The organism is Pseudorhodoferax sp. Leaf267 (assembly GCF_001422405.1).
In the GTDB taxonomy this organism is placed as follows: Bacteria; Pseudomonadota; Gammaproteobacteria; order Burkholderiales; family Burkholderiaceae_C; genus Pseudorhodoferax.
The window spans coordinates 958,457-977,983 of sequence record NZ_LMMV01000012.1; the positions used below are offsets into that span (position 1 = coordinate 958,457).

At 72.4% G+C, this 19,527-nt stretch carries 15 protein-coding genes; 7 read left to right on the forward strand and 8 right to left on the reverse strand.

All coding sequences use genetic code 11. From position 1 onward, the window contains the following. Positions 1-59: 59 nt before the first annotated feature. Both ASF43_RS16295 and ASF43_RS16300 read left to right on the forward strand, forming a co-directional pair. The gene (locus ASF43_RS16295) at positions 60-1,628 is read left to right on the forward strand and encodes an urea amidolyase family protein (protein WP_056183097.1); all 1,569 of its coding nucleotides are present in this window, start codon (positions 60-62) and stop codon (positions 1,626-1,628) included. Further along, on the forward strand, positions 1,625-3,355 hold the full coding sequence (locus ASF43_RS16300; protein WP_056183100.1) for a biotin carboxylase N-terminal domain-containing protein: 1,731 nt from the start codon (positions 1,625-1,627) through the stop codon (positions 3,353-3,355). The genes ASF43_RS16295 and ASF43_RS16300 overlap by 4 nt, the downstream gene beginning before the upstream one ends. A 91-nt stretch (positions 3,356-3,446) precedes the next feature. On the opposite strand, the gene ASF43_RS16305 is transcribed toward ASF43_RS16300, so the two are convergent. The 4 genes from ASF43_RS16305 to ASF43_RS16320 all read right to left on the reverse strand — a co-directional run bounded on the left by ASF43_RS16305 (position 3,447) and on the right by ASF43_RS16320 (position 8,738). Then, on the reverse strand, positions 3,447-5,222 hold the full coding sequence (locus tag ASF43_RS16305) for a hypothetical protein (protein ID WP_056183102.1): 1,776 nt from the start codon (positions 5,220-5,222) through the stop codon (positions 3,447-3,449). Positions 5,223-5,335: 113 nt separating this feature from the next. Then, positions 5,336-6,592 carry a cyclopropane-fatty-acyl-phospholipid synthase family protein gene (locus ASF43_RS16310; RefSeq protein ID WP_056183106.1) on the reverse strand — a complete coding sequence of 419 codons (1,257 nt, stop codon included), beginning with the start codon at positions 6,590-6,592 and terminating at the stop codon, positions 5,336-5,338. Then, positions 6,589-7,371 (reverse strand): DUF1365 domain-containing protein, encoded by a 783-nt coding sequence (locus ASF43_RS16315; RefSeq protein WP_056183109.1) that lies wholly within the window; start codon positions 7,369-7,371, stop codon positions 6,589-6,591. Before ASF43_RS16315 ends, ASF43_RS16310 begins: the two co-directional genes overlap by 4 nt. Then, positions 7,368-8,738 (reverse strand): NAD(P)/FAD-dependent oxidoreductase, encoded by a 1,371-nt coding sequence (locus ASF43_RS16320; protein WP_056183495.1) that lies wholly within the window; start codon positions 8,736-8,738, stop codon positions 7,368-7,370. The genes ASF43_RS16315 and ASF43_RS16320 overlap by 4 nt, the downstream gene beginning before the upstream one ends. A 111-nt stretch (positions 8,739-8,849) precedes the next feature. On the opposite strand from ASF43_RS16320, the gene ASF43_RS16325 reads away from it, so the two are divergent. Together ASF43_RS16325 and ASF43_RS16330 are read left to right on the forward strand one after the other, a co-directional pair. Further along, positions 8,850-9,524: a sigma-70 family RNA polymerase sigma factor gene (locus ASF43_RS16325; RefSeq protein WP_082497893.1), complete on the forward strand. Its 675-nt coding sequence runs from the start codon at positions 8,850-8,852 to the stop codon at positions 9,522-9,524. Then, positions 9,521-10,171: a ChrR family anti-sigma-E factor gene (locus ASF43_RS16330; protein ID WP_056183114.1), complete on the forward strand. Its 651-nt coding sequence runs from the start codon at positions 9,521-9,523 to the stop codon at positions 10,169-10,171. The genes ASF43_RS16325 and ASF43_RS16330 overlap by 4 nt, the downstream gene beginning before the upstream one ends. A gap of 15 nt (positions 10,172-10,186) precedes the next feature. Here the strand turns inward: ASF43_RS16330 and ASF43_RS16335 are convergent, their stop codons facing one another. From ASF43_RS16335 to ASF43_RS16350, 4 genes are all read right to left on the reverse strand, one after another. Continuing rightward, a complete protein-coding gene (locus ASF43_RS16335) occupies positions 10,187-10,615 on the reverse strand; it encodes a DUF2177 family protein (RefSeq protein WP_056183117.1) in 429 nt (142 codons plus the stop codon). Between the two features lie 55 nt (positions 10,616-10,670). Then, the gene (locus ASF43_RS16340) at positions 10,671-13,379 is read right to left on the reverse strand and encodes an Hsp70 family protein (protein WP_056183118.1); all 2,709 of its coding nucleotides are present in this window, start codon (positions 13,377-13,379) and stop codon (positions 10,671-10,673) included. A 130-nt stretch (positions 13,380-13,509) separates the two neighbouring features. Continuing rightward, positions 13,510-15,333: an Hsp70 family protein gene (locus ASF43_RS16345; protein WP_056183121.1), complete on the reverse strand. Its 1,824-nt coding sequence runs from the start codon at positions 15,331-15,333 to the stop codon at positions 13,510-13,512. Between the two features lie 58 nt (positions 15,334-15,391). Next, on the reverse strand, positions 15,392-15,979 hold the full coding sequence (locus tag ASF43_RS16350) for a DUF2760 domain-containing protein (RefSeq protein WP_056183124.1): 588 nt from the start codon (positions 15,977-15,979) through the stop codon (positions 15,392-15,394). A 168-nt stretch (positions 15,980-16,147) separates the two neighbouring features. Between ASF43_RS16350 and ASF43_RS16355 the strand changes: the two genes are divergently transcribed. The 3 genes from ASF43_RS16355 (at position 16,148) to ASF43_RS16365 (ending at position 19,521) form a co-directional block, all read left to right on the forward strand. Beyond that, positions 16,148-16,420, forward strand: a complete 273-nt coding sequence (locus tag ASF43_RS16355) for a hypothetical protein (RefSeq protein ID WP_056183127.1) — start codon at positions 16,148-16,150, stop codon at positions 16,418-16,420. Positions 16,421-16,617: 197 nt separating this feature from the next. Beyond that, positions 16,618-19,071, forward strand: a complete 2,454-nt coding sequence (locus ASF43_RS16360; protein WP_056183129.1) for an ATP-binding protein — start codon at positions 16,618-16,620, stop codon at positions 19,069-19,071. A gap of 219 nt (positions 19,072-19,290) precedes the next feature. Continuing rightward, positions 19,291-19,521 (forward strand): CopG family transcriptional regulator, encoded by a 231-nt coding sequence (locus tag ASF43_RS16365; protein ID WP_056183132.1) that lies wholly within the window; start codon positions 19,291-19,293, stop codon positions 19,519-19,521. The last annotated feature ends 6 nt before the right edge of the window (positions 19,522-19,527 follow it).

Genomic DNA, 19,527 nt, shown 5'->3' on the forward strand with positions numbered 1-19,527 from the left:
GCGACGTGCGCCCCTGTTTCATGCCCTACGGATGGCGCGCAGCGCCGTGGACCACTGAGATGCGATTCCTGCCCGTCAACCTCGATGCGCTGCTGGTCGAGCTCGATGACCTGCCGCAGACGCTGGCGCTGCTGGCCTCGCTGCAGGCCGAGCCCATCGCGGGTGTCGACGAGCTGGTGCCGGCTGCGCGCACGATCCTGGTCCGTTACCGGCCGCACACCGTCGCCCGCGCGGCGCTGGTGCGCGCCATCGCCGCGCGGCGGCTGGACGGCCCCGTCGAGCGCAACGCCACCTTGGTCGAAATCCCTGTGCACTACGACGGCGAAGACCTGGACGAAGTGGCCGGCCTGCTGGGCGCTACGCGCGAGCAGGTGATCGGCTGGCACTCGGGCAGCGACTACACCGTGGCCTTCGTGGGCTTCGCGCCCGGCTTCGCCTACCTGAGCGGGGGCGACCCGCGCCTGGATGTGCCGCGCCGCGCCACGCCGCGCACCCGCGTGCCGGCTGGCGCCGTGGCGCTGGCCGGCCGGTTCAGCGCCGTCTACCCGCAGGACAGCCCGGGCGGCTGGCAGTTGATCGGCGTGACCGACGAGCCCATGTGGGACCTCGCACGCGAAGTGCCCGCGCTGCTGCAACCCGGTGCGCGCGTGCGTTTCGTCGATGCCGGTGCCCGGCGGCCACGGCGCTCGCCGGCGCCCGCCCAGGCCGAGCCGGCCGCCATCACCGGCCCCGCGCTGCAGGTGCTGCAGCCCGGCCCGCAGTCGCTGCTGCAGGACCTGGGCCGCGCCGGCCAGGCAGGCCAGGGCGTGTCGGCCTCCGGCGCCATGGACCGTGGCGCGCTGCGTGCCGCCAACCGCCTGGTGGGCAACGCGGTGGACGCGGCCTGCATCGAAGCCGCCCTGGGCGGCCTGCAACTGCGCAGCCGTGGCGAGCACGTGGTCGCCGTCACGGGCGCTGCCGGCCCGCTGACGCTGACCAGCGCCGACGGCCGTTCCTGGCCCGTGCCGCGCCATGCGCCGCTGGCGCTGGCCGATGGCGATGTGCTGCTGCTGGGCGCGCCACAGGCCGGCCTGCGCAGCTACGTGGCGGTGCGCGGCGGCTTCGACGTGCCGCCGGTGCTGGCCAGCCGCAGCACCGACATGCTGGCGCGCCTGGGGCCGCCGCCACTGGCCGCAGGCACCGTGCTGCCAGTGGGCCCAGCCGTTGGCGTCGTCGGCATGCCCGACACTGCGCCCGCCAGCCTGCCCACGCTGGATGCCACCGTCACGCTCGACGTGGTGCTGGGCCCGCGCACCGACTGGTGCACGCCCGAGGCCGTGGCCCTGCTGGCCACGCAGGACTGGACCGTCACGACGCAATCCAACCGTGTCGGCCTGCGCCTGGCCGGCGAGCGGCCGATCACACGCGCCAACACCGCCGAGCTGCCCAGCGAAGGCGTGGTGCGCGGCGCCATCCAGGTGCCGCCGAGCGGCCAGCCCGTGCTGTTCCTGGCCGACCACCCGTTGACCGGCGGCTACCCCGTCGTCGGCGCCGTCGCCCCGCACCACCTGGACCTGGCGGGGCAGATCCCTCTTGGCGCCCGCATCCGCTTCCACCCCATCCGTTCGTTCGAGGTCATCGCGCCATGAAAAAAGTTCTGATCGCTAACCGCGGCGAAATCGCCGTGCGCATCGCCCGCGCCTGCGCCGACTACGGCGTGCAGTCCGTCGCCGTCTACGCCGACCCCGACCTGGATGCGCTGCACACCCGCGTGGCCGACGAGGCCTGGGGCCTGGAGGGCAGCCGCCCGGCCGACACCTATCTCGACATCGACAAGCTGCTCGCCATCGCGAGGAACAGCGGCGCCGACGCCGTGCACCCCGGCTACGGCTTCCTGTCCGAGAACGCCGGCTTCGCCCAGGCCGTCATCGACGCCGGCCTCACCTGGATCGGCCCGCCGCCGTCCGCCATCGCCGCACTGGGCGACAAGGTGCAGGCCCGCAAGCTCGCGCTGGAGGTCGGCGCGCCCTTGGTGGCCGGCACGCCCGGCCCGGTGCAGGGCGCCGACGAGGTGCTGGCCTTCGCCGAGCAACACGGCCTGCCGATCGCTATCAAGGCCGCCTACGGTGGCGGCGGCCGTGGCATCAAGGTCGCGCGGCGCATGGACGAGGTGGCCGACCTGTACGAGTCGGCCGTGCGCGAGGCCATCGCCGCCTTCGGCCGCGGCGAGTGTTTCGTCGAGCAGTTCCTGGACCGGCCGCGCCATGTGGAGGCCCAGGTGATCGCCGACCAGCACGGCCACGTCGTCGTGCTCGGCACGCGCGACTGCTCGCTGCAGCGGCGCAACCAGAAGCTCGTGGAGGAGGCGCCCGCGCCCTTCCTCACGGACGCGCAGCGCGCCCGCATCCACCAGTCCGCCAAGGACGTGTGCGCACGCGCCGGCTATGTGGGTGCCGGCACGGTGGAGTTCCTCCTCAGCACCACGGGCGCCATCTCGTTCCTGGAGGTCAACACGCGGCTGCAGGTGGAGCACACGGTGACCGAGGAGACCGCAGGCATCGACCTCGTGGTGGAGCAGCTGCGCGTGGCCGACGGGTTGCCGCTGTCCATCACCGAGACGCCGGTGCCGCGCGGCCATGCCTTCGAGTTCCGCATCAACGCCGAAGACGTGGGCCGCGGCTTCCTGCCCGCGCCCGGCCCGGTGCGCGTGTTCGAGGCGCCCGGCGGCATCGGCGTGCGCGTGGATTCGGGCGTGGTGGCGGGCTCGGTCGTGGCCGGCCAGTTCGATTCCATGATGGCCAAGCTCATCGTGACCGGCGCCACGCGCGCCCAGGCGATGGCGCGCGCACGCCGCGCGCTCAGGGAGTTCCGCATCGAAGGCCTGGCCTCGGTGCTGCCGTTCCACCGCGCGGTGATGGACCACCCGGACTTCACGGACGAGGGCCAGTTCAAGGTCCACACGCGCTGGATCGAAACCGACTTTGCCAACGACCTGGCGGCCGCGCTGCGCGCCGAGCCGCAGGGCGATGCGCGGCTGCTGCGCACGGTGGCCGAGATCGACGGCCGGCGCGTGGTGCTGGGCTTGCCGGCGGCGCTGCTGAGCGGCCTGCAGGCCGGCTCGTCCGCCCCTGCAACGGCGCCGGAACCAGGTGCCGACCCCGCCGTCGTGGCGGCCCCGGTGGCAGGCACCGTGGCGGCCTGGAAGACCGAGGATGGCGCCACGGTGGCCCAGGGCGACCTCATCGCGGTGATGGAGGCGATGAAGATGGAAACCCAGGTGATCGCGCACCGCGCGGGGCGGCTGGTGCGGATGGCGGCGCAGGGGGCCTATCTGGCGGAGGGCTCGGCGGTGGGCAGGGTCGAAGCCATCGCTTGAAGCCACCTGTCGGGCGCGCCGTGGTCACGCGTCGACGGCGCCCTGAGGGGGGCCTTGGCGCTCCAGCGTCGCCGAGCGCGCAGCCCGACGCTCAAGGCGCCGGCTTGTGGAACAGCACCATCTGCGTGCTCACCGTCACGTCCTCGGTTGCATTCGCTTCGCTGCGCGTCGTGAATTCCTTCGTGGCCATCACGTCGCCGCCCACGATGCGCCAGTCGCCGATCGCCATGCCCAGCGTGGGGTCGGCGAAGGGGTTGAGCCAGGTCGGGTAGGCGTAGTTGACCCAGTTCTCCGGCAGTGTGGCGGTGGCGGGCTGATCGCAGCCGCTGGGGGCGCGCGGGGACGACAGCGTCACGCTGTAGCTCGACCCGAAGCCGTTCGGCACGACCGGCAGCGTCAGGTAGAAGTCCTGTACCTCGGCGCGCTGCGCCACGCCGCCGGACTTGGCCGTGAAGCCCAGCATGCCCATCACGCCGGCGTTGACCGGCGCCGTGCTGTTGACCGAGGCGCACACGTGCGGATAGGCCACCTCGTAGCGCACCGAGTTCAGCGGCGCGGGGCCGGTGGTGCCGGACACGTAGGAGCCGCCGCTGGCGAAGAACGCGATGCCCAGGTTGAAGGGCATGGGCACGCGGGCGCTGACGTTCTCGCGCACGGTGTGCGCGTCCACGTCGGCGCCAGTGCTCAGCACCATCTGCGAATCGACCTGCAGCTCGAAGTTCAGGCAGTTGGCCGTGGCGGCCTCGGCGTTCTGCAGCCAGGCAGGGTCGGGCGTGCTGGCGCTGCCGGCAAGGCCCAGCAGCTGCGCCTGGCGCGACAGGCCGAGGTAGTACGGCAGCATGCGCGTGATGATGTGCTGGTCGCGGCACAGCGCGTATTCCTCGCGCGTGCAGGCGTCGCTGGCCTGGCCGAGCACGGTGCCGAACGTGGCGGCGTCGCTCAAGGCGTCGTCGGGCAGGCCCATCAACTGGCGCTGACGGGTGCGGCCCAGCAGCGTTTGGACGGCCAGCCGGCCCGCGGCGCAGCTGCTGCCGGCGGCGGCCAGGCGCGGCTTGAGCACCTCCTCGTCGTACTGGCGCATGAGGTCGCCGAGCACGGTCTCCAGGTCGGTCGCCGGCTGGCCGGCCAACTGGCGCTGGCGTTCCTGCAGCAGGCGTTCGGCGGTGGCGCTGGTGAGCCGGGCCTCGGCATCGCCGCCCAGCCGGTGGCGTGCGGGCTCCAGCGTGGCGTTCGTGCCGTTGCGCGCCAGCAGCAGCGCGTAGCCGCTGAAGTGCAGCAGCTTCAGGTGCACCTCGCGCGAGGTCTTGTCCAGCGAGGCCAGCGCCACGACGTTCTGCTCGCCGGCCCAGCCGATCGGGATCTGCTGGTCGATCGGTGCGCTGGTGCCGGGCGGTGGCGTGATGGTGAGCGTCACGAAATTGCTGAAGCGGGCGCCGTCCGGCCCGAGTTGCACGCCATAGGCGGCGTTCGCGGGCAGGTCGGCGACCGACAGGCTGGCCAGCGGCGTGACGGTGATGTCGGTCGGCGCCAGCAGCGCATCGGCCGGCACGGTCAGCGTGTAGAGAGCGCCGTCGGCCCCCGTGGCCACGATGCTGCCGCCGGCCAGGGGCACGGTCTGCGTGACGCTGCGCGCAGTGTCGGGCACCACGGTGGCGCGCAGCGGGTTGGCGTCCACGACCAAGCCGGTGCCCGTGCTGCCGCCGCCCGTCCCGCCGCCGGTGCCGCCACCCGCGCCGGGCGCGGGCGCCGCGTTGTCGTCACTGCCGCCGCCGCAGGCCGCTAGGGCCATCAACGCGCAGCACAGCAGGGCGGCGAGGGGGCCGCGCAGGCGGCGGCGAGGGGCGGTGGGCGATGCGCTCTCGTGCATGGGCTCTCCAGTGCGGCGCCAGGCGAGGGGCCGACGGCCGCGTATGGTAAGCACGATCAGTGCCGCCGAACAGGGGAGCGGCATCCCGTGGATGCGCGATGACGGGCGCGCGTTCAGCCGGCCGGTGACGCGGCCGCGTGCCGCAGGCTGTACAGCCCCACATCGACGCGACCGCTTCGGAAGCCGGCCTCGCAGTAGCTCAGGTAGTACTCCCACAGCCGCCGGAAGTTCGCGTCGAAGCCCAGCGCCTCGATGGCCGGCCAGGCCGTCAGGAAGCGCTGGCGCCAGTCGACCAGCGTGGCGGCGTAGCTGGCGCCGAAGGTCAGCTCCTCCTGCAGCACCAGGCCGGCGCGCGCCGCGTGCTCGCGCAGCGCCGTGGGCGAGGGCAGCATGCCGCCCGGGAAGATGCAGCGCTGGATGAAGTCCGCCCCGCGCCGGTAGCTCTCGAAATGCGCATCGGCGATGGTGATGGCCTGCACGACGGCATGCCCGCCGGGTTGCAGCCGCGCGCGCAGCGTCTCGAAATAGGTGGGCCACCAGGCCTCGCCCACGGCCTCGACCATCTCGATGGAGACGATGCGCGCGTACTGGCCCTGCACGTCGCGGTAGTCCTGCAGGCGCAGGTCCAGCTGCGGGGCCAGGCCCTGCTCCACGGCGCGCTGCTGCGCGAACGCGAGCTGCTCGGTCGACAGCGTGAGGCCGGTCACGCGCGCGCCGTGCTGGCGCGCCAGGGCCAGCGCCAGTGCGCCCCAGCCGCAGCCGATCTCCAGCACGTCGGCGCCCTGCGGCACATCCAGCAGCGCCACGATGCGGGCCAGCCGGGCCGCCTGGGCCTGCTCCAGCGACTCGTCGCCGCGCGCGTACAGCGCGCTCGAATACAACATGCTGTCGTCCAGCCATTGGGCGTAGAACGCGTTGCCCAGGTCGTAGTGGAAGGCGATGTTGTCGCGGCTGCCGCGCCGCGTGTTCGCGCGGCGCATGTGCGCCAGGCGCGACAGCCAGCGCGACCAGCCGCGCCCCTGCAGCGCGGCACCGGCCGCCGCGTCGTTGGCCGCGCCGAACTGCAGCAGCGCCACCAGGTCGGGTGTGGACCAGTCGCCATCGCGGTAGGACAGGGCCAGGCCCAGGTCGCCCTGCGCCATCAGGCGGCGCAGCGGGCGCCAGCGGTGCAGCACCAGTTGCGCGTGCGGGCCGGCTTGCGCGCCGCGTGCCACCAGGCGTTCGCCATGCGGCAGCACGACGACGAGCTCGCCGCAGGGCAGGCGGTCCAGCAGGGAGCGCAGCACGCGCCGCAGCGGCCAGCTCAGCTTCGATGGGCGCCCGGCGGGCGGCAGGGAGGCGGTGGCGGCGGGGTTGGTGCCGAGCTTCATGGCGTCTGGGATTCCTTGGCGACCAGGGTCACGCCCTGTATGGGTGCGGGTGGGTGGGGATGCAGGCGGGCGCCCTTGAGCCACAGGCGCAGGGCTTCCCAATGGATGGCGGCGACGACCTTGATCGTCAGCAGCGGGTGGGTGCAGAACGCGCGCAGCAGCGCGGCATCGCCGAGCGGGCGGCGCTGCGCGTCGAAGCGGGCGAGCAGCATGGGCCCCAGAGTGTCGTGCGCCTGCACGCCGATGGACAAATCCTCGCCGGGCGGGCGGATGCGGAAGCGGTAGTGCATGTCCAGCCCCAGGAAGGGCGAGACATGCATCTTCTTGTCGCATCGCTGAGCGATCCAGTTCTGGTCCTGGTCGGAGGCCACCTCGATGAAATAGCTATGGCGCTCGCCGAAGGTGTTGTTGACCTCGTACAGGATGGCCTGCAGCGCGCCGCCGGGCGCATGGCAGAAGTAGACCGACAGCGGGTTGAATGCATAGCCCAGGATACGCGGCATGGCCAGCAGGCGGATCGCCCCGCCCGTGGGCAGGCCGGCCGCGCGCAGCTGGCGCTCCACATGCGCGCGCGGGCCGGCGGCCTCGCCAGCGCCATGGTCGCGCAGGTGGATGCTGAACAGGTTGAAGCGGTCCACCGACAGCAAACGCAGGCGCTTGGCCAGCGCCGGCAGCTCGTCCAGGTCCACCAGCAGCGAGAACACCCGGTAGCGCAGCCTGTGCCTGAGCGGGCGCAGCCGCTGGTGCATGACGGTGCCGGTGTAGAGCGCGCTGTTCATGGATGGACGGCGACCGGCTCGCCCAGGTGGATGCGGCCTGACTCGTCGGTCACCTGCCAGGGCCGGCGCACGCCGCCCAGGGCCTCGGCCACGGCCAGGCCGGCCTGCAGGCCGTCCTCATGGAAGCCGGCGCCGAAGTAGGCGCCGCAGAACCAGGTGCGCTCGCGGCCCTGCAGCGACCACAGCCGGCGCTGCGCGCGCAGTGCGGCGGCATCGAACAGCGGATGCTCGTAGACCTCGGTGCGCAGCAGATGCTCGGGCCGGGGCGGCTGGATCGGGTTCAGCGTGACGAACAGCGGGTGCTCTTCGGCGATGCCCTGCAGCCGGTTCATCCAGTAGCTGACGCACAGCGCATCGGGCCGCGTGCGGTCGGCCAGGTAGTTCCAGGCCGACCACACGGTGCGGCGCCGCGGCATCAGCGCCGGGTCGCGGTGCAGCACGGCCAGGTTGCGGCCGTAGCCGAACGCGCCCAGCAGCTGCGATTCGTCCGCGCTGGCATCGGGCAGCAGGCGCAGCGCCTGGTCGGCATGGCAGGCCAGCACCACTTGGTCGAAGCACTCCGGGTGCCAGCCATGGCGCGTGCGCAGCCGCACGCCGCTCTCGCCGCGCTGCAGCTCCAGCACGGCGCTGTCCAGGTGCAGGCGGTCGGCAAAGCTGGCTGTAAGCCGCTGCACATAGGCACGGCTGCCGCCCTGCACGGTGCGCCATTGCGGCCGGCCGCTGACCTGCAGCAGGCCATGGTTCTGGCAAAAGCGCACGAAGGCCTCGGTCGGGTAGCGACCGACCTGGGCGGCCGGGGTCGACCAGATGGCTGCGGCCATCGGGTAGAGATGGTCCTCCCGCATGGCGCGGCCGTAGCCATGGGCGTCCAGGTAGTCGTCCAGCGGCTGCAGGCCGGCGGCGGCCGCATCGCGCGGCGCCTCGCGGTAAAACCGCATCAGCTCGCGCAGCATGGCCCAAAAACGCGGGCGCAGCAGGTTGCTGCGCTGCGCGAACAGCCCGTTCAGGTCGCTGCCTGCGTATTCCAGCGCGCCATCGTCCAGGCTCACGCCGAAGGACATGTCGGTCGCCTGCGTCGGCACGCCCAGGTGGGCGAACAGCGCTGTCAGGTTCGGGTAGGCCGGCTCGTTGTAGACGATGAAGCCGGTGTCCACCGGCACGCTGCCGCGCGGCGTGGGCGCATCCACCGTGTGGCTGTGGCCGCCCGGGCGGCCGGCGGCCTCGAACACCCGCACGCGGTGGCGTTGCGCCAGCAGCCAGGCCGCCGACAGGCCCGCGATGCCGCTGCCGACCACGGCCACGCGCAGCGGCGCGCCTGCGTGCGGCGTGACGGGATGGGCGGCGGTGGTGTCGGTGGCATCTGGCATCACGGGTCCTGCGGTCGCACGGGCGACCCTTAGGCTGCATTACGCAGGGGGCTGTAGTTTGGATCAATCGCGCGGGTGATCCAGGCGCGCCATGCGTGCGTAAGATGGTGCATGGACCTGCAGCCCCAACCCGCCACGCCATCGGAACCGGTGCCGTTGCGGCCGCGTGCCAGCCATCTGTCGGTCGTGCCCGAGGCCGCCCCGCGCAGTGGCGTGCCCACCCCCGACCAACTGGCCCTGTGGATTCGCGACGTGGCCCATGCCGGGGACCGTGAGGCCTTCTCGGCGCTGTTCCTGCATTTCGCGCCCCGGGTCAAGTCTTACCTGCTGCGCGCCGGTGCCGGCGACGAGCAGGCCGAAGACCTGGCCCAGGAAACGCTGGTGATGCTGTGGCGCAAGGCGGCGCTGTTCGATGCGCGCCAGGCCGGCGCATCGACCTGGGTCTTCACCATCGCGCGCAACCTGCGTGTGGACCGCTTCCGGCGCCAGGGCGGTGCCGCCGCGCTGCAGGTCGACGACACCGACATGGACACGCTGCTAGGCGACGACCCTGCGCCCGAGACCCGGCTGCACACGGTGCGCATGGAGCGCCATGTGCGCTTGGCCATGGGGCAGCTGCCGCCCGAGCAGGCCCAGGTGCTGCAGCTGTCCTTCTACGACGACGAGCCGCATGCGCGCATCGCCAGCCTGCTCGGCATTCCCCTGGGCACCGTCAAGTCGCGTGTGCGGCTGGCCGTGGCCCACTTGCGGCGCCTGCTCGCCCAATTCGACGATTCCACGCCATGAGCATCCAACACCATCCTGGCGACGATCTGCTGCTGGCCCAGGCGGCCGGGCAGCTGCCGATGGGCCCCTCGCTGGTGCTGGCGAGCCATGTGGAGAACTGCGCGCGCTGCCAGGCGCAGCTGCGCCTGCTCGAATTCGCCGGCGGCGCCTTGCTGGAGGCCCTGCCCGAGGCCGGCCTGCGCAACGACGCACTGGCGCGCACCCTGCAGTGCATCGACGCATCGCAGAGCGTGCCCATCACGCCCGTGCAAGGCCCGCCGCCGCTGCCGGCCGGCACGAGCTGGCCGCGCGCGTTGACCGGCTGTGCGATTGCGCGCTGGCGCTGGGTGGCACCGGGCATCCACTACAGCCGCGTGCAGGTCGCGCAAGACCCGGACGCCAACCTGTTCCTGCTGCGCATCGCGGCCGGCAAATACCTGCCGCAGCATACGCACAGCGAGCGCGAGTTCACCCAGGTGCTGCATGGCAGCTTCCATGACGGTCGCGCCCAGTTCTCGGCCGGCGACTTCGACGCCACCGACGGCCGCGTGCACCACCAGCCGGTGGTACAGGCCGGCGGCGAATGCATCTGCCTGGCGTCGGTGGAGGGGCGGGTGCTGTTCGACGGGTTCTTCGCGCGCCAGCTCGGGGCGCTGATGGGCATGTGAAGCTGGGCCTGTGGCTCAGTCCTTCGCGAGCCACCCATACACCCACGGCGCCAGCGCGGAGGCTGCCGCGGCCGAGACACCGGTCACGAAACTGCCCCAGGCCAGGTCGGCCAGTGTGACGCGCCAGGGCCAGTCCTTCAGCGTGGCCTGGTTCGTCAGGTCGTACGTTGCATAAGCCAGCAGGCCGAGCAATGCCCCCAGGCCCAGCGCAGCCAGTACCGGGCGACGCATGCCCTGCGCCGGTGCCACGGCGAAGAACACGATGCCTGCCACGTACAGCACATAGAAGATGACAGCCGGTGCCAGCGCGAAGCTCGGCGCCATCAGGTGGCCGATGGCCGGCCGGTACAGCCGGTCGGCCATGGCGCCGAGCCAAATGGCGTCCAGCCCGAGGAAGACCACGGCGGTCACGGCGTAGGCGATGGCGATCTGGGGCAATGGCATGCGGGGCTCCGGCGGTGGTTGTTGCCCCAGCGTACGCAGTGCAAAGCGCCGTGGATCACTGCGGCAGCAGCACCAACCCGGGCGGCAGCGCCTCGCCGAACACGCGCCGCTGGTCGGCCTCGTCCAGCACCATCACCTCGCGCACCATCGCTGCCCAGCGCGGGGCGGCGTGTGCGGCCTCCAGCTGCGCCGCGATGGCCAGGCGCTGGGCCTCGGGCAGGTCGCGTGCGCGGTCGCCCGTGGCCTGCGCGATCTGGGCCACGGCGAAGGCGGCTGGCTCGGTGCGCGCCCAGTCGGGCGTCTGCTGCGCGATCCGCGCGAGCCAGGCCTGTGCGGTGTCGGGCGGCAGCACGTGGTGCAGGCTGGCATACAGGGGCTGGCGCGCACCGACCCGGCCCAGCGCCCACCAGATCTCGGCACCGCCACCGTCCTGCAGGCGCTGCAGCAGCCAGCCGCCGAACTGCGTCTTGGCGGCCACGCTTAGGCGCTCGAACGAGGCCGCCATGCGCAGCAGCTCGTCCACGGCCTGCATGGGCGGGCCTTCGGGCTTGTCGATGTCGGTGCCGCCGGCCGGCTGCAGGTAGTACGCAACGGCCTCGAACACCATCTCCTGCTGCTCGGCGTCCAGCCCGCCGGCGATGCGGCGCCACAGGGTCCACCACTCGGACCACTGCTGGCTGTCGTGGCTGTGCGCGATGCCGGGGCCGAACAGTTCCCACATCTGCGCCATGCGCCAGCCGTCCAGTGGATCGCCGTAGCCGGGGCGCAGCGTGTAGCCCACCAGGCTGAACCAGCTGCGCTCGTGCGGCAGCGTGCGGCGCCGGCGTTTGGCGCCTTGCAGCAGTGCGCCAAAGAGGGCGCGCAGCAGCGGCGCCGCCCAGGTCTCGCGCTTGCCGAGCAGGTGCTCCAGCGTGGCGCGCAGCTGGCGCACCTCCTTGGCGTCCACGCCTTGCTTGCGGTCGCCATACACGCGCGCGATGGCCACGAGCGCATCGGGCAGGCGCGGGTGGGCGGCGACGGGCGCGTCGGCGGGCTCGGCAGCGGCCTGGCCGCGCAGCTGGAACTCCAGCTTCCAGCGCTGGCGCGGGTTGTCGGCGGCCACGCAGTGCATCTCCAGCGTGCCGACCTCGGTGATCTGCGTGGACAGCAGCACCTGCACGTCGCCGGCCGCGCCGGCCTTGGGGTGGAGCACGGTGGCGATCGGGGGCAGGCGCAGGAACTCGCCCGCGGCCAGCGGCACAACGTCGCCGGGGCGGTGGTGCAGGTCGGCCGCGCTTGTGGCCAGGTTGAAACGCACGGGGCGGCCCAGGCGCAGGCTGAAGCGCTGGGTGTCCAGCGTGACGGGCGCCGCCTCGGGCGTGCCGTGCGGCAGCAGGCAGATGCCCTGGCCGTCTTCCAGCACCAGGTAGTAGCCGCGCGCCGCGCCGCTGCGGATGCGCGGCGCCGTGCCGGCGCGGGCCATGGCATAGGCAACGGCGCCGCGGGCCACGGCGGCGTCGAGCTGCGGCGTGTCCAGCAGGCGCAGCGGCGGGGCGCCCGCGCTCTGCCAGCTGCGCAGCGTGGCGAGCAGGCGCTCGCGCAGCGCTTCGGCATGGAACACGCCGCCGTTCAGCAGCACGGTGTCGGGCAGCGCGCCGCCGCTGCGGCGCAGGAAGGCCGCAATGTGGCGCGTGATGGCCGCGTCGCTGGCGTAGGGCAGGCCGAACTCGACCAGGGCGCCGCGTGCGCGCTGGGGTTGCGCGTCCACGCCGACCTGCGGGAAGAAGCCTTCGACGAGCAGCTGGTCCAGGTCGGCGCGCGTGAGCACGGCCGAGCGCGCGCCGCCGATGAGCTTGCTGCCGCTGCCCTGCAGCGCGACGGTGGTCTCGGGCGGCGCGTTCGGCGCGAGCAGCCGTTCCTTGGCGCTGCGGCAGCGCTGTGTCAGCTGTGCGAGCTGGATGGCGGACAGGCGCCCGCTGCCGCTCAGCCGTGGCTCGATCCAGTGCGCCAGCGCCAGGTCCATGTTGTCGCCGCCCAGCACCAGGTGGTCGCCCACGCCGGTGCGGGCCAGCTGCGGCTGCCCGTCCTGTAGCGTGATGTCGATCAGCGTGAGGTCGGTGGTGCCGCCGCCCACGTCCACCACCATCAGGCGCTGTGTGCCGGCCAGTTGCTCGGCGAGGCGGTCGCGGTGCGCGTAGACCCAGTCGTAGAACGCGGCCTGCGGCTCCTCGATCAGGTGCACGCGGGGCAGGCCGGCCAGGGCGGCGGCCTGCAGCGTGAGCTGGCGCGCGCCCTCGTCGAACGAGGCCGGCACGGTCAGCACGATCTGCTGCTGCGCGAGCGGGGCTTGCGGGTGGGCCAGGTCCCAGGCCTGGCGCAGGTGGCGCAAATAGCTCGCGCTGGCGTCCAGCGGCGAAACCTTGGCCACGTCCTCGGGCGCGCCCCAGGGCAGGATGGCGGCCGTGCGATCCACGGCCGGGTGCGACAGCCAGCTCTTGGCGCTGGCGACCAGGCGGCCCGGCGTCTGCTGGCCGAGTTCGCGTGCGAAGGTGCCCAGGATGGCGGGCTCGTCGGAAGGCCAGGGCAGCAGCAGGTCGGCCGCGGCCAATGCGCCCTGGGCGGCGTGGAAGCGCAGCGAGGGCAGCAGCGGGCGCGGGGCGACCTCGCCGGCCGCGACGGTCTGCGCAATGGGGAAGACCTGGATCTCGCCGCCGGCGAGCGGCGCGAAGGCCAGCACGGTGTGGGTCGTGCCGAGGTCGATGCCGATGCGGTAGGTGGGCTTCACTCCCTCTCCCCTCGTGGGAGAGGGTGGGGGAGAGGGGGCCGTTCAGCCCACCGGCCGCGCCAGTCGCTCACGCCCCCTCTCCCCAACCCCTCCCCCGCGAGAGGGGAGGGGCTAAAAGACAGGCCCCGCCTCATCCGTTCTCGCGCACGTCGAACTCCACCTTCCACTGCTGGCCACCGGCCGCTTCGGCCAGCAACTCCAGCGTGCCGATCTCGGTCACGCGCGCGCGCAGCTGCACGGGCACGACGTCGCCCACGGCGCGGCCTTCGGCAGGCAGCAGGGCCTCGATCTGGGCCAGCTCCTGCAGCTCGTCGGGCGACCAGAAGTCCAGCAGCGTGCCGGGCTGGTCCTCGCGCCGCACGGACGAGCCGAAGAAGCGGAAGCGCACCGACTCACCGACCACCAGGCCGAGCTGCTGCGGCGGCAGCGGGGCTTCCGTGCCTTCTTCCATGCCGAAGGGCGCGACGCACAGCGCCTGTACCGGCGGCTCCAGACCCGGCACGGCCGGCATGCTGGACTCGATGCCCACGTAGTAGGCCTGGGCCGTGCCGCCGCGGATGCGGATGCCCTGGCCCCGGCGCACCTGGCCGTAGTAGGCGGCGCCGCGCGCGACGGCGAAGTCCAGGTCGGCGCCTTGCAGCAGCCGCGCCTCCGGTGCACCGTCGGCTGCGAGCCAGGCGTTCAGCGTGGACAGCACGCGCTGCGTGAGCAGGTCGGACTTGAATACGCCCCCGTTGAACAGCACGGCCGTGGGGTGCAGGAAGCTCGCGCCTTCGCGTGCCGTGAAGCCGGCCAGCGCATCGGTGGCGCCCCCCTGGCGGCCCAGCAGCGCGGCGAGGTGGCGGGTGATGGCGGCGTCCTGTGCATAGGGCAGGCCGATCTGCGTGAGGCCGGCGCGGGGCCGGCTCACGGGGCGCGCATCGCTGGCGACGACCGGGAAGAAGCCTTCGAGCAAGATGGTGGTCAGCAGCTCGCGCTTCAACTCCGTTTTGATCGCGCCGCCGATGAGCTTGGAGCCGCGGCTGGGCACGACCAGCGGCACGCTGTGCAGGTCGGCATCGCTCAGCAACTGTTCCTTGGCCAGGCGGCAGGCATAGGTCAGCGCGCGCATCTGCCACGGGTCCAGCGTCTTGCCGCCGGCCGCGAGTTCGCGCGCCACGCCATGGGCCAGCGCCAGGTCCATGTTGTCGCCACCCAGGAGGATGTGGTCGCCCACGGCCACGCGGTGCAGCTGCAGGTTGCCGGCCTCCTCGACCACGGCGATCAGCGAAAAGTCGCTGGTGCCGCCGCCCACGTCCACCACCAGGATGATGTCGCCCACCTGCACCTGCTTGCGCCAGTGGCCCGCGCTGCCGGCGATCCAGCTGTACAGCGCGGCCTGGGGTTCTTCGAGCAGCGTCACGCCCTGGTAGCCTGCGGCCTGCGCGGCCTCGGCCGTGAGTTCGCGCGCGCCGGGGTCGAAGGACGCGGGGATGGTCACGCTGACGGACTGCTGGTCGAACGGCGCATCGGGGTGGCGCTGGTTCCAGGCGTCGCGCAGGTGCTGCAGGTATCGCGTGCTGGCGGCCAGCGGTGAGATGCGCTCAACCTCGGCCGGCGCATCGGCCGGCAGGATGCCGGCACGCCGGTCCACGCCCGCATGGCCGAGCCAGCTCTTGGCGCTGGAGACGAGTCGGATCGGCGTCAACGCGCCGTGGCTGCGCGCCCATTCACCGGTGATGGCATCGGGCGCGGCGCTCCACGGCAGGGCCAGGTCGCCGGCCGCGAATTCGCTGGCATGCGGCAGGTACAGGAAGGAGGGCAGCAGGCCGTAGTCCTGCACGGCGCCCGGGCCACTCTGCTGTGCGATGGGCAGGATCTGCGGGGTGGCCTCGGGCGTCTGCAGGTCGACCCACGAGAGGGCGCTGTGCGTGGTCCCCAGGTCGATGCCGATGGCGTACTTCGCTTGGGTCATACGAAAACCTCCGCGCTGCGCGCTGCGGTGCAATCGCCTTCGGGCGGCCGGGCGGCGATCAAAGCTCCACCTCCGCCGGCGCGATCACACGCGTGTCGTGCCCGTCGGTCAGGCCAGGCAGACGCACCGCCTTGGCGCGCCAGCCCTTGTGTTGCAGCGCGCCCGTGAACGGCGGCTGGCCGACCACGTTGCCCGTCACGCGCACGGCGGCAGCGTCGAAGCCGGCCGGCAGCGTGATGCGGCTGCCTTCTTCTTCCGTGCGGATGGGTTCGAGGTCAAAGATGTCCTTGAGCACCTTGCGGCAGCCCGTGTGCAGCAGGCGCGCGGCGCCGCCCACGTCGGCATCGGAATAGGCGGCGATGTCTTCCTGCAGGAAATCCACCAAGCGGGCCTCGCGCTGCAGCAGGCCCAACAGCTGCAACGCCGCGTCGACCTGGGCCGTGGCGCGGATGTGCGAGGGCGCTGGCGGCGGCGGGGGCGGGGGCGCAGCCACGGGGGCCGGGGCCGGCACCTCGGACGCCAGCAGCGCGCCGCTGCGCAGCGTTTGCACCCGTGCGGCCAGCCGGCCGTCGCCCAAGAGGGCGAAGAAGGTGCCGAAGGCCAGGGCCAGGCGGGAGAAGAAGGGGAGGGGTTGTGGTTCGTTCATCTGGTGGTTCGCAGCAAGGCAAACGGCCGGCAGAGACGCGCTGGCCGTGGCGCTATTGTCGCGGGCCGCAAATTCCCGCTGCGGCTGGCGCCAAAACGTCGTCAAATTCTGACGTGCATTGGCGCTTGAATTGCGCATACTGGAGGCATCGAAGTCAGGAGGTGCCACATGTTCGACTTTCTTCGCCGTAGCCCCGCGGAACACCTGAAGCGCGCGGACACCCTGTTGCGCGAGGCGCACATGGCGCGCATCGACCACCAGGCCGCGGCCGAGCACCATGCCGCCCTGGCCGAGATGTACGCGCAGCGCGCTGCGCGGCTGGAGCGCGAGATCTATGCGGCCCGTGCCGTCGCCTGGCCCGTCGCCGCCGACGCGCCAGCGGAGATCGAAGAGAGCAAGGTGCGCCCGTTCAGCCAGCCCGACCGCATCGACCGGCGCTGAGCACGGCGCAGCCGGCGCCTGGGCACGGCGCCGACCCACGCCACTGACCGCGCAGGGCGGGGACGCGGCCCGCTCCAGGGCTTCGCGGCAGATGGACATTCATGACGGCTTGATGAATCATCTGCCACCCGATGCCCGCCCCCCATTGCCATGAAGCCACACTGCCGATGCCTTCTTCGCCGGGACCTGCCGCTGCCTTGAAGTCTGCGGCACGGCCGGGCCTGCAAGCAGCCGCCCGCTCGGTGCCGCGCCGCACCTGGCTGCTGCTGTCGGCCTCGCTGCTGGTGCTCGCACTGGGCTGTGCCGTCCTCATCCACCGCGAGACATTGCGCGGCCTGGCGCTGGCCGTGCGCCATGCCAATGCCCAGCTGGCCGACCAGGTCGACCGCAGCCATGGCGAGCTGACCGGGGCCATGGTGGTCCAGGGCCTGCTGGACCGGGACCTGAAGGACGTGCTGGCCGGCACGCGACAACCCGATGCGGCGCTGTACCAGGGCTTCTCCACGGTCATACGCCAGTTCGCGCTGGACAACATGCAGGTGGTCGACGCCCAGGGCACGACCGTGGCCTACGTGGACAAGGCCGGCAGGCACGACAGCCTGGGTAGCAACCGTACCGTGCGCGCGTTCGTGGACCGCGGCATGGCCGGGCTGACCAGCCGCGACCCCATGATCGGCCGCAGCTCTGGCGTGCGCGGCATCTATGTCGCCGCACCGGTGCGGGCCGACCGCTCGCCGAGCGCCCCGGTCGCCGGCATCGTCGTCGTGCGCATCGGCCTGGGGTCGGTCGACCGTCTGCTGCAGCAGCAGCGAGACCCGGCCATGCTGCTCTCGCCCGACGGGCTGGTGTATGCGACCAACCGCGCCGACTGGGCGATGAAGCTGGCCGAGCCCCTGAGCGACGAGCGCCTGCAGGCGCTGCGGCGCAGCCAGCAGTTCGGCAAGTTGCTGGCCACCAGCCGGCCCGATGAACTGCCCTTCGTATTCAGCCCGGGCACGGCCCGCCTCGACGGCCGGCATTACGACCTGGCCGAGGAGCGCCTCGCCTGGGCGGACGAGGGCCGCGGCTGGCGCCTGCTGCTGTTGCGTGAGCGTGGGTTCGCCGCCGAATGGGGCGCCGCGCTGGCCGGGGGCGGCGGCGTGCTGCTGGCCGGGGCGCTGGCGGCGCTGGTCTGGCTGCGCCGCCAGGCGCGGCGCATGGCGGCCGAGCAACAGCAGGCCGCGGTGCGCGCCGACCTGCAGGCGCGCGAGCAGCAGTTGCAGCACGTGCTGGAGTCGGCGCCGGGCGCAGTCATCGTCACCGGGGCTGGCGCCGAACTGCTGTTCCACAACCGCCATGCACTGGAGTTGCATGGCGAGCGGGTGCGCGACGTGCGCACGCTGTATGTGGACCCGGCCGCAGGCGCCGCGCTGAGCGACGCCGTGCGCCGCGATGGCCATGCGCAGAGCCAGGCGGTGCAGATGCTGCGCGGCGACGGCAGCCCGTTCTGGGCCCAGGTCACGCTGAGCCGGGGCCAGTTCGCGGGCCACCCGGACGCCATCTTCGGCTGGGCCGTGGACGTGACCGAGGCCCGCCAGGCGGCCGAGGCCATGCGCCGGGCCAAGGAGGCGGCCGAGGCGGTGGCGGCCACCAAGTCGGCGTTCCTGGCCAACGTGAGCCACGAGATCCGCACGCCCATGAACGCCATCATCGGCCTGGCGCATCTGGCGCTGCAGACCACGCTCACGGCGCAGCAGCGCGAGCACATCCAGAAGGTCTACAACGCGGCGCGCGCGCTGCTGCGCGTGGTCACCGACATCCTGGATTTCTCCCGGATGGAGGCCGGCAAGCTGGTGATCGAGCAGGCCGATTTCGATCTGGACGAACTGCTGGGCCAGGTGGCCACGCAGGCCGGCGAGCAGGCTGCGTCCAAGGGCCTGGCGCTGGCCTTCGAGGTGGACGCGGCGGTGCCCCGCCAGCTGCACGGCGATGCGCCGCGGCTGGCACAGGTGCTGGCCAACCTGCTGTCCAATGCCGTGAAGTTCACGGCCACAGGCCGCGTCACGGTGCAGGTGGCGCTCGCGCCGCAACCCCCGGGGCACGACGGCATGGCGCTGGACATCGCGGTCAGCGACACCGGCATCGGCATGGGCGCCGAGCAGCTCGCGCGCCTCTTCACGCCCTTCAGCCAGGCCGACGAGTCCACCACGCGCCGCTTCGGCGGCACCGGCCTGGGCCTGTCGATCTGCAAGCGGCTGGTCGATGCGGCCGGTGGTGAGATCGCGGTGGTCAGCACGCCAGGCGAGGGGTCGTGCTTTCGCGTCCGCTGGCCCTGCACGCGCGCCGAGATGCAGCGGCCAGCTGGCACGGAGCTGTTTCCAGCTGGCGCATCCGTCGACAAATCCGTGGAAGCGGCCGTGGACGCGGCAACCAATGGCCGCGTCGCGCTGGAGGACCCGGCGGGCGCCTTGCAGCGCCTGCGGGACATGCTGGAGGCCATGGACGGCGACGCCAACGATCAGCTCGCGGCCATGGCGCCGTGGCTGGCGTGGCAGTTGAGCCCGCCCGAATGGGTGGCGCTGCAGGCGCATGTGCGCAACTACGACTACGACGAGGCGCTGGCAGTGCTGCGGGCGGCACCGGGGCTGGTGGTGAAGGCCGAGCCGGTGTGAGGACTGCGAAGTCGTCTTGCTCGAACACCTGAGCGGTGCTACCCCGGGTTGGCCTGAGGGAAGGCGCTGTGTTGACCGGGTCGACCAGAGGCAGTAGCCAGCCCAGTCTCCCCCACGGCGCACTGTTGCCCTTGGCCCGCGCCGCTTGACGATGCACTGCCAAAAAATATACTTGGAAATATAAGTGTCGACGGCCGACGCATGCACGGAGCGAGCACCATGTCCCAAATTACCCTCTACCTGGACGACGCCACCCAGGCCCTGGTGGACCAAGCCGCCCAGGCCAACGGGATGTCCAAGAGCCGCTGGGTGGCCGAGATCATCCGCAAGTACGCGTCCCACGAGTGGCCCCAGGACTGTCTGGCGCTGGCGGGGCGGTTTGCCGACTTTCCGCTACGGGAAGCAGAACCGGCCGGCACGACTGCGGACGTGCCGCGTGTCGGCTTCTGAGCGCGC

Excerpts from the sequence above, each read along its gene's own strand:
- ASF43_RS16345 (WP_056183121.1), bottom strand. The coding sequence starts at position 15,333 with ATGACCCAAGCGAAGTACGCCATCGGCATCGACCTGGGGACCACGCAC.
- ASF43_RS16295 (WP_056183097.1), top strand. The coding sequence starts at position 60 with ATGCGATTCCTGCCCGTCAACCTCGATGCGCTGCTGGTCGAGCTCGAT.
- ASF43_RS16335 (WP_056183117.1), bottom strand. The coding sequence starts at position 10,615 with ATGCCATTGCCCCAGATCGCCATCGCCTACGCCGTGACCGCCGTGGTC.
- ASF43_RS16310 (WP_056183106.1), bottom strand. The coding sequence starts at position 6,592 with ATGAAGCTCGGCACCAACCCCGCCGCCACCGCCTCCCTGCCGCCCGCC.
- ASF43_RS16300 (WP_056183100.1), top strand. The coding sequence starts at position 1,625 with ATGAAAAAAGTTCTGATCGCTAACCGCGGCGAAATCGCCGTGCGCATC.
- ASF43_RS16325 (WP_082497893.1), top strand. The coding sequence starts at position 8,850 with ATGGACCTGCAGCCCCAACCCGCCACGCCATCGGAACCGGTGCCGTTG.
- ASF43_RS16350 (WP_056183124.1), bottom strand. The coding sequence starts at position 15,979 with ATGAACGAACCACAACCCCTCCCCTTCTTCTCCCGCCTGGCCCTGGCC.
- ASF43_RS16330 (WP_056183114.1), top strand. The coding sequence starts at position 9,521 with ATGAGCATCCAACACCATCCTGGCGACGATCTGCTGCTGGCCCAGGCG.
- ASF43_RS16315 (WP_056183109.1), bottom strand. The coding sequence starts at position 7,371 with ATGAACAGCGCGCTCTACACCGGCACCGTCATGCACCAGCGGCTGCGC.
- ASF43_RS16365 (WP_056183132.1), top strand. The coding sequence starts at position 19,291 with ATGTCCCAAATTACCCTCTACCTGGACGACGCCACCCAGGCCCTGGTG.
- ASF43_RS16305 (WP_056183102.1), bottom strand. The coding sequence starts at position 5,222 with ATGCACGAGAGCGCATCGCCCACCGCCCCTCGCCGCCGCCTGCGCGGC.
- ASF43_RS16320 (WP_056183495.1), bottom strand. The coding sequence starts at position 8,738 with ATGCCAGATGCCACCGACACCACCGCCGCCCATCCCGTCACGCCGCAC.
- ASF43_RS16355 (WP_056183127.1), top strand. The coding sequence starts at position 16,148 with ATGTTCGACTTTCTTCGCCGTAGCCCCGCGGAACACCTGAAGCGCGCG.